The sequence below is a fragment of the Burkholderia sp. BC1 genome, assembly GCF_052683555.1.
In genome coordinates, this window is the sequence record NZ_JBQYLP010000039.1 from 43,013 (window position 1) to 56,480 (window position 13,468).

Annotated in this window: 16 protein-coding genes; 12 read left to right on the top strand and 4 right to left on the bottom strand. The window is 67.9% G+C overall.

The window, feature by feature from the left end:
• Positions 1–13: 13 nt before the first annotated feature.
• Positions 14–469, bottom strand: coding sequence for a CBS domain-containing protein (locus ACSHSS_RS19300; protein ID WP_006402096.1), 456 nt, complete (start codon positions 467–469; stop codon positions 14–16).
• Between the two features lie 160 nt (positions 470–629).
• Here ACSHSS_RS19300 and ACSHSS_RS19305 point away from each other — a divergent pair, with 160 nt between their 5' ends.
• From ACSHSS_RS19305 to ACSHSS_RS19320, 4 genes are all read left to right on the top strand, one after another.
• Positions 630–947, top strand: a complete 318-nt coding sequence (locus tag ACSHSS_RS19305; protein WP_006402097.1) for an Mpo1-like protein — start codon at positions 630–632, stop codon at positions 945–947.
• 202 nt (positions 948–1,149) lie between these two features.
• Positions 1,150–1,446 (top strand): type II toxin-antitoxin system RelE/ParE family toxin, encoded by a 297-nt coding sequence (locus ACSHSS_RS19310; RefSeq protein ID WP_035950265.1) that lies wholly within the window; start codon positions 1,150–1,152, stop codon positions 1,444–1,446.
• 3 nt (positions 1,447–1,449) lie between these two features.
• Positions 1,450–1,734, top strand: coding sequence for an addiction module antidote protein (locus ACSHSS_RS19315; RefSeq protein ID WP_006409266.1), 285 nt, complete (start codon positions 1,450–1,452; stop codon positions 1,732–1,734).
• 56 nt (positions 1,735–1,790) lie between these two features.
• The gene (locus tag ACSHSS_RS19320; RefSeq protein ID WP_249177819.1) at positions 1,791–2,006 is read left to right on the top strand and encodes a hypothetical protein; all 216 of its coding nucleotides are present in this window, start codon (positions 1,791–1,793) and stop codon (positions 2,004–2,006) included.
• Between the two features lie 166 nt (positions 2,007–2,172).
• Here the strand turns inward: ACSHSS_RS19320 and ACSHSS_RS19325 are convergent, their stop codons facing one another.
• A complete protein-coding gene (locus ACSHSS_RS19325) occupies positions 2,173–3,501 on the bottom strand; it encodes a YihY family inner membrane protein (protein WP_217060699.1) in 1,329 nt (442 codons plus the stop codon).
• A 144-nt stretch (positions 3,502–3,645) separates the two neighbouring features.
• On the opposite strand from ACSHSS_RS19325, the gene wrbA reads away from it, so the two are divergent.
• From wrbA to ACSHSS_RS19345, 4 genes are read left to right on the top strand one after another with little or no spacing between them, the layout of a single operon-like run.
• Positions 3,646–4,257 carry an NAD(P)H:quinone oxidoreductase gene (wrbA, locus tag ACSHSS_RS19330; protein WP_445545388.1) on the top strand — a complete coding sequence of 204 codons (612 nt, stop codon included), beginning with the start codon at positions 3,646–3,648 and terminating at the stop codon, positions 4,255–4,257.
• Positions 4,254–4,649 (top strand): DUF2069 domain-containing protein, encoded by a 396-nt coding sequence (locus ACSHSS_RS19335; protein WP_006404970.1) that lies wholly within the window; start codon positions 4,254–4,256, stop codon positions 4,647–4,649. Before wrbA ends, ACSHSS_RS19335 begins: the two co-directional genes overlap by 4 nt.
• An 18-nt stretch (positions 4,650–4,667) precedes the next feature.
• The gene (locus ACSHSS_RS19340) at positions 4,668–6,089 is read left to right on the top strand and encodes an FAD-binding oxidoreductase (RefSeq protein WP_012467582.1); all 1,422 of its coding nucleotides are present in this window, start codon (positions 4,668–4,670) and stop codon (positions 6,087–6,089) included.
• A 25-nt stretch (positions 6,090–6,114) separates the two neighbouring features.
• Complete coding sequence (locus ACSHSS_RS19345) at positions 6,115–6,945, top strand: metallophosphoesterase (RefSeq protein WP_445545389.1); 831 nt, start codon at positions 6,115–6,117, stop codon at positions 6,943–6,945.
• A 61-nt stretch (positions 6,946–7,006) separates the two neighbouring features.
• On the opposite strand, the gene ACSHSS_RS19350 is transcribed toward ACSHSS_RS19345, so the two are convergent.
• Both ACSHSS_RS19350 and ACSHSS_RS19355 read right to left on the bottom strand, forming a co-directional pair.
• A complete protein-coding gene (locus tag ACSHSS_RS19350; protein WP_445545390.1) occupies positions 7,007–7,168 on the bottom strand; it encodes a hypothetical protein in 162 nt (53 codons plus the stop codon).
• 116 nt (positions 7,169–7,284) lie between these two features.
• Complete coding sequence (locus tag ACSHSS_RS19355) at positions 7,285–8,226, bottom strand: LysR family transcriptional regulator (RefSeq protein ID WP_012213559.1); 942 nt, start codon at positions 8,224–8,226, stop codon at positions 7,285–7,287.
• 158 nt (positions 8,227–8,384) lie between these two features.
• Between ACSHSS_RS19355 and ACSHSS_RS19360 the strand changes: the two genes are divergently transcribed.
• From ACSHSS_RS19360 to ACSHSS_RS19375, 4 genes are read left to right on the top strand one after another with little or no spacing between them, the layout of a single operon-like run.
• Positions 8,385–10,034 (top strand): efflux transporter outer membrane subunit, encoded by a 1,650-nt coding sequence (locus ACSHSS_RS19360; RefSeq protein ID WP_445545391.1) that lies wholly within the window; start codon positions 8,385–8,387, stop codon positions 10,032–10,034.
• 15 nt (positions 10,035–10,049) lie between these two features.
• Positions 10,050–12,251, top strand: a complete 2,202-nt coding sequence (locus tag ACSHSS_RS19365; protein ID WP_105757047.1) for an FUSC family protein — start codon at positions 10,050–10,052, stop codon at positions 12,249–12,251.
• Positions 12,248–12,451, top strand: a complete 204-nt coding sequence (locus tag ACSHSS_RS19370) for a DUF1656 domain-containing protein (RefSeq protein WP_006402107.1) — start codon at positions 12,248–12,250, stop codon at positions 12,449–12,451. The genes ACSHSS_RS19365 and ACSHSS_RS19370 overlap by 4 nt, the downstream gene beginning before the upstream one ends.
• Positions 12,452–12,463: 12 nt before the next feature.
• Complete coding sequence (locus ACSHSS_RS19375) at positions 12,464–13,342, top strand: efflux RND transporter periplasmic adaptor subunit (protein WP_445545392.1); 879 nt, start codon at positions 12,464–12,466, stop codon at positions 13,340–13,342.
• The last annotated feature ends 126 nt before the right edge of the window (positions 13,343–13,468 follow it).

Below are 13,468 nucleotides of genomic sequence, written 5' to 3' on the forward strand. Positions count from 1 at the left end.
GGCTGCCTTCGGTTCAGGGCTTGTGCGCTTCGGCTTCCGGTTCCGGCCAGTCGCGGATGTAGGCCTTCAGCATGCGGTTCTCGAAGCTCTGCGCCTCGACGACCGTCTTCGCGACGTCGTAGAACGAAATCACGCCCATCAGCACCTTCTTGTCGAGCACCGGCATGTAGCGCGCATGGCGCTCGAGCATCATCCGGCGCACTTCGTTGACGTCGGTTTCCGGCGTGCACGTGAGCGGCTCGTCCATTACCTTGCGGACCTGCACGTCGCCGATCGCGCCGCCGTTTTCGCGCAGCCGCAGAATGATTTCGCGGAACGTCAGAATCCCGACGAGATCGCCGTACTCCATCACGACGAGCGAACCGATATCGTGTTCGGCCATCGTGTCGACCGCTTCGCGCAGCGGCTTATCGGGCGTCACCGTAAACAGCGTGTTGCCCTTCACTTTCAGAATATCGCTGACGCGCATCGTAGTCCCCTCATGCTTGAATGCAAAACCGTTTTCGATCCTATCGGAAAGCCTGTCAAAAGGAAAGCGCGCGGCCCCGCCGGGCGCACCGGCGCCCGCTTGCGGAGGTTCGCCGGCCGCCGCACAATGTCCGGGTGGACGGCGGCCCGAGGAGACGGCCATGGCGCATACGCATACGGAGCAATTCGCCAGCTTCGCTGATTTCTATCCGTACTATCTGAACGAACACCAGAACCGCACGTCGCGGCGGCTGCATTTCATCGGCTCGCTCGGCGTGATCGGCTGCGTCGCGATGGCGATCGCGACCGGTGACTGGGCGTGGCTGCCGGCCGCCGTCGTCTGCGGCTACGGATTCGCGTGGGTCGGCCATTTCTTCTTCGAAAAGAACCGCCCCGCGACGTTCCGCCACCCCGTCTACAGCCTGATGGGCGACTGGGTGATGTTCAGGGACATCTGTACCGGAAAGATCCCGCTCTAGTCCGTCTGACAAAGGTTTCCGGCGGTCTTCGCCCACGCAAAAAAGGCGAAAACAGACCTTCGGGCTCACGAACAATTAAGCACGTACGGCGTGGTTTTGAGCAGGCAGGAAACGCCCGCCTGATCTTCGGTGCTCGGCGCCTCCGTCAAAAGACCTTATGTTTCACCTTGCTGAAATGTACCCAATTGGGTACAGTTCTGGCATGGTTACTTTGCTGCGATCCACGGAGTTCAACGATTGGCTTGCCAACCTGCGCGATCAGCGCGGCAAGGCCCGAATCGCAGCCCGCCTGATCAGCGCGCAGCTCGGCAACTTCGGCGAGTACCGTGTGCTCGACGAAGGGGTCTGCGAACTGAAGATCGATTTCGGGCCGGGTTACCGCGTGTATTACGTTCGACGCGGCGAAGTGGTCTACCTCCTTCTGTGCGGCGGCGACAAGTCAACGCAACGGAAGGACATCAAGCGCGCCGCGCAGATGGCGCGCGAACTGAAGGAGTAACCGATGACCAACTACACCGAGTTCGATGCGGCCGATTACCTCGACAACGATGAGGCGGTCGCGGAATTCCTCGCCGTCGCGGCAGAGGACCCGAATCCCGACGTGTTCCTCGCGGCCGTCGCTGCGGTCGCGCGGGCGCGCGGTATGACGAAGGTTGCAGCAGCAGCCGGCGTCGGCCGCGTCGCGCTTCACAAGGCACTGACGCCCGGCGCGCACCCGCGCTACGAAACCGTGCAGAAAATCATCCGGTCGCTCGGCCTGCGCATGAGCTTCACGGTCGCGCACTAACTGCGGTAGAAATGATGCGCTCTAATGACGCTGTCCCTTGGGACGAAGTACAGCGGTTGTCGTTGCATCTGCACGAGATCGCTCTGGAACACGAGCGCCTCGTCCGCGCCGATCCGGTGCGCGATGCTGCGATCAAATCCGGCTACAACACGTGCGATGCGTCGTGCTTCGTGATGCTCGGTCGCAAGATCGACCTGCTCAACATGAACGCCGACGCTCCTATCGTTGCGCAAATTATCGAACCGACGCACTGGCGAGCACGCACGGCATAACGTCCGTCACGCACCGTCATCGGTGCGAGCGGGCGAGCGCCGCCGGTTCACCGCCCGCATCTCGAACAGTTCGAGCGCTGCTGCCCGAGAATCCCGAAAAAAGCCCCGATACCTGTCCCCGCGAGCGGCGGCAGATCGGGGAGCAGCGCCATCGCCACCACCGCGCTCACGCGGTGCGCGGCGGATGCGCGTGCGGCTCCGGCGCGTCGTCGGGCGCCGGCTCGGATGCCGCGGCCGGCTGCGTGCCGGACAGCCGGTGCGTGGCGATCAGCGACGCGAGCGTCACGTCGAAGCGCTCGCTCGACAGCACCGCGAGCAAGGCGCCGCCGTCGATATGGCTGCGCCGCCGCTGCAGCTGATACGTGAGCTCCGCGCGGTCGATCACGAGCACGTCGAACAGCTGCGCGAGCGTCAGGCGCTCGGGATTCGCAAGCAGGATGTAGCGCGGCGAGTCCTCGCCGCCTTCGAGGCGCGCGACCCATTCCCGTTCTTCGAGCAAGGTCAGGAGGCGCTGCGCCGTCTGCATGTCGCAGCGCAGCATCGTCGCAAGCCGGATCGCGCTGCGGCCCGGCTTGCCGGCCGCGCGCGCTTCGGCGAGCCGCGCGAGCAGTTCGAGCGCGTCGAGCAGGTCGCTGCCCGGATAGTCGACGCGGTGGAACTGGCCGATCCGGATCGCCGGCAGCGCGGACGTGACCATCGCGCCAAGCAGCGCGATGAACCAGCTCAGATACATCCACAACAGGAACACGGGCAGCGCGGCGAACGCGCCGTAGACGGCCGTATACGTCGGAATGCGCCGCACGTAGTAGCCGAAGCCGCGCTTTGCCAGCTCGAACGCGACGGCCGCGAACAGCCCGCCGATCACCGCGTCGCGCCACGCGACCGTGCAGTTCGGGAGATAGACGTACAGCAGCGTGAACGCGAGCACCGTCAGCGGCAGCGACGCGAGCGTGAGCAGCCATTCGACGATCGACGTCGACGGCGCCGCGCCCGTAAACGCGAGCGACTGCGTAAACAAGTACGACGACAGCGACAGACTCACGCCGAACAGCAGCGGCCCGAGCGTGATCAGCGCCCAGTACGCGAGCACGCGCTGCGCGAACGGGCGCGGCTTGCGCACGCGCCAGATCAGGTTGAAGGCGGACTCGATCGTCATCATCGTCATCACCGACGTGACGACGAGCACGATCAGGCCGGCCGTCGTCAGTCCCTTCGCCTTCGCCGCGAACTGGTTCAGATACTTGAAGATCTGGATGTTGAACTGCGCGGGCATCAGGTGATCGGCGAGGAAGCCCTGCAGCGAGATCTGGAACGATGCGAACATCGGAAACGCGGTGAACAGCGCGAACGCCACCGTCACGAGCGGCACGAGCGCCAGCATCGTCGTGAACGTGAGGCTGCCCGCCACCTGCGGGATGCGGTCTTCGGCGCTGCGCCGCGCGGCGAACTGCGCGAGACGCTTGATGGTGTCGAGATCGACGCTCAACTTCGGCAAACGGCTTCTCCTTGTCGATGCCGCGCGCCCGACGGCGCGCCGCCGCCGCGCTGCGCGACGGCTTCAGCCCCTATAATAGCCGCTCGATCCAGCAGGGGCCGACTGCACCGGGCACGCGCGCGGCCGCGGGCGGCTCCGTCGTCCATGAAAGACATTCTCGTCCTCTACTACAGCCGCCACGGCGCGACGCGCGATCTCGCGCTGGCGATCGCCAACGGCATCGACAGCGTGCCGGGCATGCAGGCGCGCATCCGCACGGTGCCGCCCGTCTCGACGGTCTGCGAAGCCACCGCCCCCGACATTCCCGCCGACGGCCCGCCCTACGCGGAACTGCGCGACCTCGAGGAGTGCGCGGGCCTCGCGCTCGGCTCGCCGACGCGCTTCGGCAACATGGCCGCGCCGCTCAAGTATTTCCTCGACGGCACGACGCCGCAATGGCTGTCCGGCGCGCTGAGCAGCAAGCCCGCGAGCGTGTTCACGTCGACCGGCAGCCTGCACGGCGGCCAGGAGTCGACGCTGCTGTCGATGATGCTGCCGCTGCTGCATCACGGGATGATGATCGTCGGCATTCCGTACACCGAATCCGCGCTGACCACGACGCGCACCGGCGGCACGCCGTACGGCGCCTCGCACGTCGCGCAGCACGATCGCGCGGCACCGGCCGGCCTCTCGGCCGACGAGAAGACGCTGGCCGCCGCGCTCGGCGTGCGGCTCGCGCGCGCCGCCGCCGCGCTCTGCGCGGCCGAAGCCGCATGAGCACGCGCCCCGCTCCCGCCGCCGTCGCCGCGCGGCCGCGTTACGCGCTGGCCGCGGCCGCGTGCCTCGTCGCGCTGATCGCGCTGTGCATCGCCTGGGAAGTGTGGCTCGCGCCGCTGCGCCCCGGCGGCTCCGCGCTGATGCTGAAGGCCGTGCCGCTCGCGCTCGCGCTGCCGGGCGTCTGGCGGCGTAACATCTATACGATGCAGTGGGCGAGCATGCTGGTCCTCGTCTATTTCGCCGAAGGCATCGTGCGCGGCATGTCCGATCGCGGGCTGTCCGCGACGCTCGGCTGGTGCGAGACCGCGCTCGCCCTCGGCTTCTTCGCGGCTGCACTCGCCTACGTCGCGCCGTTCAAACGCGCGGCGAAAAAGCAGCGCGCCGCGTCCTGACCCTTACGCGACAGGATGATGATGTCCATCGACACTTTCGTTTCCGCATGCCGCGACGCGATCGGCGCCGCGCACGTGCTGACCGACGCGCACGATACCGAACCGTTCCTGACCGACTGGCGCCGCCGCTACAAGGGTGCCGCCTGCGCCGTGCTGCGGCCCGGCAGCACGGCCGAAGTCGCGGCGCTCGTGCGCATCGCGAACCAGCACGGCGTCGCGCTCGTGCCGCAAGGCGGCAACACGGGCCTCGCCGGCGGCGCGACGCCGGACACGTCCGGCACGCAGGCCGTGCTGAGCCTGGCGCGGCTCAATCGCGTGCGCGCGCTCGATCCGCACAACAACACGATCACCGTCGAAGCGGGCGTGATCCTCGCCGACGTGCAGGCACGTGCGCGCGAAGGCGGCCGCCTGTTCGCGCTCAGCCTCGCGGCGGAAGGCAGCTGCACGATCGGCGGCAATCTGTCGACGAACGCGGGCGGCACCGCGGTGCTGCGCTACGGCAACGCGCGCGAGCTCTGTCTCGGCCTCGAGGTCGTGACGCCGCAGGGCGAGATCTGGGACGGCCTGCGCGGACTGCGCAAGGACAACACCGGCTACGACCTGCGCGATCTGTTCATCGGCGCGGAAGGCACGCTCGGCATCATCACAGCCGCCGTGATGAAGCTGCATCCGCTGCCGGCCGCGCAGGTCACGGCGCTGGCCGCGCTCGAATCGCCGCACGCGGCGCTCGACTTCCTGTCGCTCGCGCAGCGCGCGGCCGGCCCGCTGCTGACGGGCTTCGAGCTGATGTCCGATTTCTGCATGCAGCTCGTCGGCAAGCACTATCCGCAATTGCGCTATCCGTTCGCACAGACGCACGCGCAGACGGTGCTGCTCGAACTGTCCGACAACGAAAGCGAAACGCATGCGCGCGCGCTGTTCGAAAAGCTGATGGAAGAAGCATTCGACGCGGGGCTCGTGGTCGATGCGGTGGTCGCGGAAAACCTCGCGCAGTCGCGCGCGTTCTGGGACTTGCGCGAGCACATCCCGCTCGCGCAGGCCGACGAAGGGCTCAACATCAAGCACGACATCGCGGTGCCGATCTCGTCGATCGCGCGCTTCATCGACGAAACGGACGCGGCGATCCAGCAGGCCGCGCCCGGCGCGCGGATGGTCACGTTCGGCCATCTCGGCGACGGCAACCTGCACTACAACGTGCAGACGCCCGAAGGCGGCGATCCGAAGGCGTTCCTCGCGCAGTTCCAGGCGCCGATCAACCGCATCGTGTACGACAACGTGCATCGCCATCACGGCACGATCAGCGCGGAGCACGGCATCGGGCAACTGAAGATCGACGACGCGCAGCGCTACAAGTCGCCGGTCGAAACGGCGCTGATGCGCACGCTGAAGACCGCGCTCGATCCGCGCGGGCTCATGAATCCGGGCAAGGTCCTGCGCTGAAGCCGTCCATTCGGGAGCGACGTTCGTGAAAATCCGTGTGCTGTCCGACCTGCATCTCGAAAGCCACCAGCCCGATACGATCGCGCATGCGGACGCCGATCTCGTCGTGCTGGCCGGCGACATCCACAATCACGCGGAAGGCCTGCGCTGGGCCGCGGAAACGTTCGACCCGCACGTGCCGGTCGTCTATGTGCCGGGCAATCACGAGTACTACGACGGGGAATTCGGCGCGCTCGAAACGGCGATGCGCGACGCCGCGCGCGCGCTCGACAACGTGCATTACCTGAACAACGACGTCTACGTCGATCCGCAACGGCGCTTTCGCGTGCTCGGCACGACGCTGTGGGCCGATTTCTCGCTGTTCGGCGCGGACGACGACAGCGTCGCGCGCGCGATCGACGCCGCGCAGCGCGTGATGCTCGACTTCAAGGGATTGATCCAGGTGACGTGGCCGCACGATGCGGCGCTGCACGGCGACGCGCCTGCGCCGGAGCGCGACTTCGCGCCGGCCGATGCGATCGCGCTGCATCGGCGCAGTCGCGCGTGGCTCGCGGCGCAGCTCGCGCAGCCGTTCGCGGGCCGCACGGTCGTCGTCACGCACCATGCGCCGCACCGGCTGTCGCTGGCGCAACGCTATGCGCAAGATCCGGCTTCGGCGGGATTCGTCACGCAGATGACGGAACTCGTGCGGCCGCCCGTCTCGCTGTGGGTGCACGGCCATACGCACACGTCATTCGACTATGTCGTGGAGGGCGGCACGCGCGTCGTCTGCAATCCGCGCGGCTACATTCATCGACGCACCGGCGAACGGGAAAACGCTGCGTTCGCGTGGGACAAGGTAATCACGCTCGACTGAGCGTGCGGAAACCGGCCACAGGCGGCCGGCGATGGTGCTACGGGGGTCGGACGGCGGGCGCTCAGCGGCCGGCGCGGCGCGCGGCGTCGTCGCGCGCGCGCACGCGGACCGGCACCGGCTGCATCCGCGCGTTCGTCGCCATCGCGCGCAGCACGTCGCGAGCAGCGACAGCGGCGAGCGCACCGAACAGCAGGCCATATCCGATCATCAGCGACGTATCCATTGCAGCTCCGGGTAACAGACCTCGATGACTGAAACAGTATCAAACTGTCCGGCGATCGATCGTAAAAAAATGTTGCGCGAACGACAAATCCGGTCAGATCGCGCGTCCCTGCGTCGTCATGTCGCGCGCATGCACTGTTCGAGGGCCGCTTCGTCGGCGGCGAGTGTCGTCGGCAATGCATCGCGCAGGAAATCGACCCAGGTGCGGATTTTTGCGTCGAGATATTGGCGCGACGCATACAACGCGTAGATGTTCATCACGTGCGACCGGTATTCGGGCATCACGCGCACGATCTGCCCGCTGCGCAACCCGCCGATCGCCGAATACAGCGGCAGCCCGCCGATCCCCATCCCTTCCCGCACGGCGACGGCCAGCGCCTCGGCGACGTTCACGCGAAACGGCGGCGCGGTGACGGGCACCGACTCGTCGCCGTCGGGGCCGGTCAGCGTCCATTCGTCGTAGTGGAAACCGGGCGCGACCATCCCGAGGCATACGTGCTGCGCGAGGTCGGCCGGACACTGCGGCGCGCCATGCGCGGCGACGTAGGCGGTCGACGCGCACACGACGCTGTAGCTCTCGCCGAGCCGCTGCGACACGAGCCCCGAATCGGGCAGATCGCGGCCGACGACGATTGCGACGTCGTATCCCTCGTCGAGCAGATCGGGCATCCGCTGCGCGAGCGTCAGCTCGACGTGCACGTCGGGATAGCGCTCGCGATAGCGCGCGACGGCCGGCACCAGGTAGTGCTGACCGAGGCTCGTGAAGCAGTGAACCTTCAGCTTGCCGGACGGGCGCGCATGCGCGTCGCCCGCCTCCGCTTCCGCCTGGTCGACATACGCGAGGATCTGCTCGCAACGCTGCAGATAGCGCTCGCCGGCTTCGGTCAGCGCGATCCGGCGCGTCGTGCGGTTCAGCAGCCGCGTGCGCAGATGCGCCTCCAGATCGGACACCGCGCGCGACGCGTAGGCGGTCGTCGAATTCATCTGCTGGGCGGCGGCGGTGAAGCTACCGGCGTCGACCACGCGAACGAATACCCGCATGTTTTGTAACGTATCCATCCCGTTTCCCGTTTGAATCCGGACGGATTGTTGCACAGAGACCAACCAATATTGTCTCAATATTCGTAAAAATCCCTTGCACCGTTGTCCATTTATTCAGGAATCACTGAAAAATATAATCGCCTCCGACTCATCTATATCCGAAAAGGGAGAAAATCGTGCAGTCTCCGGCAACAAAAGGGACGCTGGCACTGGCGGTTCTTGCAGTCTCATTAATAATGGCCGGCTGCGCGAGCATGGGCGACAACAAGCCTCAGTCGACGCAAATCGACGCAAACGCGCTCGACGCCGGCGCCGCGATCCGCGCGGCCGACCGCGATGCGGGCTGGCCCGCGTCGGACTGGTGGCGCGCGTACGGCGACCCGCAGCTCGACGCGTGGATCGCCGCCGCGCAGGCCGGCAACCCGACGCTCGCGGCAGCGCAAGCCCGCGTGCGCGAAGCGCAGGCGATGGCGCGCGTCGCTCGCTCGGCCGAATTGCCGCAGATCAACGGCAACCTGTCGCTGATGCGCCAGCACTGGCCCGACAACGTGTACTACGGCCCGGGCCCGCTCGCGGACACCGACACCTGGAACAACACCGGCACGCTCGGGCTGTCGTATCACCTCGACCTGTGGGGCAAGGACAAGAACGCGACCGAGCGCGCGCTCGACACCGCGCATGCGACGGCCGCCGACGCACGCGCCGCGAAGCTCGAACTCGAAGCGAACGTCGTGCGCGCGTACGTCGGCATGTCGATGAACTACGCGCTGCTCGATCTCGCGCGCGAAACCTTCGAGCGCCAGCGCGCGCTCGCCGATCTCGCGCACAAGCGGTTGCAGGCCGGCATCGGCACGCAGCTCGAAGTGAGCCAGGCGGAATCGACGCTGCCCGACTACGAGCGCCAGATCGACACCTATGAAGAAGCGATCCAGCTCGCGCGCCACCAGCTTGCCGCGCTCGCCGGCAAGGGGCCGGGCGCCGGCGACGCGATCCGGCGGCCGAAGCTGTCGCTCGACGCGCCGGCCGGCCTGCCGTCCGCGATGCCTGCCGACCTGCTCGGCCGCCGGCCCGACGTCGTCGCGGCGCGCTGGATGGTCGACGCGCAGGCGCGCGGGATCGACGTCGCGAAGGCCGCGTTCTATCCGAACATCGATCTGCTCGCGACCGTCGGCGGGTTCGGCGTGACGGCGCCGTTTACCGACTTCCTGCGCGCGATGAACGGCGGCTGGACGGCCGGCCCCGCGCTGTCGCTGCCGATCTTCGAAGGCGGCCGCCTGCGTGCGCAGCTCGGCGCCGCGAATGCCGGCTACGATCGCGCGGTCGAGCATTACAACCAGACGATCGTCGGCGCGCTGAAGGACATCGCCGACCAGGTCGTGCGCATCCGCTCGCTCGATACGCAGAAGAAGGACGCCGCGCGCTCGGTCGCCGCGAACGAGCGCAGCTACCGGCTGTCGCGCGAAGGCTTCCGCCGCGGGCTGACCGACTACGTGAACGTGCTGGTCGCGCAGCAGCAGCTGCTGCGCGCGCAGGAAACGGCAGCGCGCATCGATGCCGAACGTCTCGCCGCGCACGCGGCGCTGATGGCGGCGCTCGGCGGCGGTGTCGAGACGGGCGCCGATGTGCGTGACGAGCGCGCGGCGGCAGCCGGCGCGGTGGCGGCGAGCGCGCCGCATACGGCCGGGCATGCGCCGGCGGCATCGGGTGTCCCGGCATCGGGTGTCCCGGCACCGGCCGCAGCATCGGCCGCCGCCGGCACGCGAGGCGCGCTCGCGGCGAACGCCAATGCCAACGCGGGCGCCGCGCCCGCAACGGCCGCCCGGTAACGCGGAGCGCACGCCATGTCAGCCTCCTCCCCCGCCTCCCCGCACGCCGGCAGCGCGCTGTCGGCCCGCTTCGCCGCATTCGGCGACTGGGCCCGCACCGACGGCGTCGCCTGGCTCTATCTCGCGAAGGCGCTGCTCGCGGCCTTCCTCTCGCTCGCCGTGTCGATGCGGCTGGACCTGCCGGCGCCGAAGACCGCGATGACGACGGTATTCATCGTGATGCAGCCGCAAAGCGGCGCCGTGCTCGCGAAAAGCTTCTATCGCGTCGCGGGCACGATCTTCGGGCTCATCGCGACGCTCACCTTCGTCGGGCTGTTTCCGCAGCAGCCGCAACTGTTCCTGCTCGCGGTCGCGCTGTGGGTCGCGCTCTGCACGGCCGGCGCCGCGCGCAACCGCAACTTCCGCAGCTACGGCTTCCTGCTGGCCGGCTACACGGCCGCGCTGATCGGCCTGCCCGCGTCGCAGCACCCGGACGGCGCGTTCATGAGCGCGATGACGCGCGTCGCCGAAATCGTCGTCGGCATCGTGTCGGCCGGCGTCGTCAGCGCGCTCGTGTTCCCGCAGTACACGGGCGAGCAGATGCGCACGACGGTGCGCAAGCGCTTCGGCAGCTTCGTCGATTACGTCGCGGCCGCGCTATCCGGCCAGCTCGAACGCGCGCACATCGAAAGCGTGCACACGCGCTTCGTCGCCGATGTCGTCGGCTTCGAGGCCGCGCGCAGCATGGCCGTGTTCGAGAACCCGGACACGCGGATGCGCAGCGGCCGTCTCGCGCGGCTCAACAGCGAATTCATGAGCGCATCGAGCCGCTTCCACGCGCTGCATCAGCTGATGAACCGGCTGCGCGCGGCCGGCGCGCAGGCCGCGATCGACGCGCTCGAACCGTATTTCCGCGAGATCGCGCCGCTGCTCACGCGCAACGGCGAGCCGGTGCGCACGTCGGCCGACGCCGCGCACGCGGCCGAGCAGCTGCTCGCGTGGCGCGACGCGCTGCCGCGCCGCATCCGCGCGACGCGCGCCGAACTCGAAACGCAGCCCGACTTTCCGCTGCTCGACTTCGATACGGCCGCCGAGCTGCTGTACCGCTTCATCACCGACCTGCGCGAATATGCGGCGACCTACGCGTCGCTGTCGAGCGCGACGCACGAGCGCGAACGCTGGATCGAGCGCTACGAGCCGCGCACGAACCTGACCGCGGCCGTCATCGCGGGCATCCGCACGGCGGCCGTGATTCTCGTGCTCGGCTGGTTCTGGATCGAAACCGCATGGCCGAGCGGCGTCACGCTGACGCTCACGGCGGCCGCGACCTGCGCGCTCGCGTCGTCGACGCCGCGTCCGACCGCGATGGCCGCGCAGATGGGGATGGGCACCGCACTCGCGGTGTGCACCGGCATGATCACGATGTTCGGCATCTATCCGCGCATCGACGGCTTCGTGCTGCTCTGCGTCGGACTCGCGCCGATGCTCGCGATCGGCATCTTCCTGACGCTGAAGCCGAAGCTCGCGGGCTACGGGATGGGCTATCTGATCTTCTTCAGCTTCCTCGCCGGCCCCGACAACATCACGCACTACGATCCGACCGGCTTCATGAACGACGCGCTCGCGCTCGTGCTGTCGATGCTCGTGTCGGCGATCGCGTTCGCGGTGCTGTTCCCGCCGACCGCGCCGTGGCTCAAGAAGCGGCTGCTCGCCGATCTGCGTCATCAGGTCGTCGCCGCCTGCCACGCGCGGCTCGCCGGGCTGCGTACGCGGTTCGAGAGCGGCGCGCGCGATCTGATGTATCAGGCGCACACGCTGTCGGCCGATCAGCCGACCGTACAGCGCGACGCGCTGCGCTGGATGTTCGCGGTGCTCGAAACGGGCAACGCGGCGATCGACCTGCGTGCGGAACTCGCGACGCTGCCGGCCGATCCGCGCTACGCGCCGACGATGCCGTGGCGACGTGCGATCGAGACGATGCGCAACGCGCTCTCCGCGCTGTTCGCGAAGCCGGATGCCGCGCGCTTCGATGCCGCGCTCGCCGCGGCCAACGACGCGATCGAGACGACGCGCCCGCTACTCGACACGCTGCATGCGTCGCGCGAAGAGCGGCACCGCCTGCAGCGCATCCTGAGCCATCTGCATTTCGTGCGCAGCGCGCTGCTCGATCCGGAGTCGCCGCTTGCGCCGCTCAACCGCAACCGCCCCGCACGCCCCCAACCAGGAGCCTCGTCATGATCCCGCGCGAAATCGCGATTCTCGATGCGTACATGCCCACGGTCGTGCTGATGTTCGTCGTCGGCGCGCTCGCGACCTGGGCCGTCGACCGCCTGCTCGCCTATACGGGCCTCTACCGTGTCGTCTGGCACCCGTCGCTGTTCCGGGCCTGCCTGCTCGTCTGCATATGCGGCGGACTCAGTCTCGCCGTTTACCGTTGATCCACCACCACCATGATGCTCAGAAAACTCTTCGGCTTCGTCGCGACGGCCGTCATCCTTCTCGTCGCGATCCTGATCGGGCGCTCGCTGTGGGTGCACTACATGGAAGATCCGTGGACGCGCGACGGGCGCGTACGCGCGGAAATCGTCAACGTCGCGCCGGACGTGTCGGGCGCGATCGTCGAGCTGCCCGTGCATGACAACCAGCTCGTCAAGAAGGGCGACCTGATCATGCAGATTGATCCGTCGCACTATCAGATCGCGGTCGAACAGGCGCAGGCGGCCGTCGCCGCCCGCCGCGCGGAACTGCAGATGCGCCGCGACGATGCGGCCCGCCGCGCCGATCTCGACGCGCTCGTCGTGTCGAAGGAAAACCGCGAGAACGCCGCGCACAGCGCGTCGAGCGCCAAGGCGCAGTACCAGCAGGCACTCGCCGCGCTCGACGCCGCGAAGCTGAATCTCGAGCGCACGCGCGTCGTCGCGCCGGTCGACGGCTACATCACGAACCTGCAGACCTTCAAGGGCAACTACGCGGTCGCCGGCCAGGCGAAGCTCGCGATCGTCGACAGCCATTCGTTCTGGGTCTACGGCTACTTCGAGGAAACCAAGCTGCCGCGCGTGAAGGTCGGCGCGCCGGCCGAGATGCGGCTGATGAGCGGCGGCGTGATGAAAGGCCACGTCGAGAGCATCTCGCGCGGCATCTACGATCGCGACAACCCGCAAAGCCGCGACCTCGTCGCCGACGTGAATCCGACCTTCAACTGGGTGCGCCTCGCGCAGCGCGTGCCGGTGCGCATCAAGATCGACGAGGTGCCGGACGGCGTGCTGCTGTCGGCCGGCACGACCTGCACCGTCATCATCGATCCGGATCGCAAGAAGCAGTCGTCGTAACGACCGGCGGCCGGACCGAGCCGCCCGCCGATGCCGGCGCGGTGTGAGTGGTACACGCGTGGCCCGCGGGTCGCACGCGGCGCGCTTGTATGTTTAAGCCTGACCAGTACGGTAAAGTCTGAACGT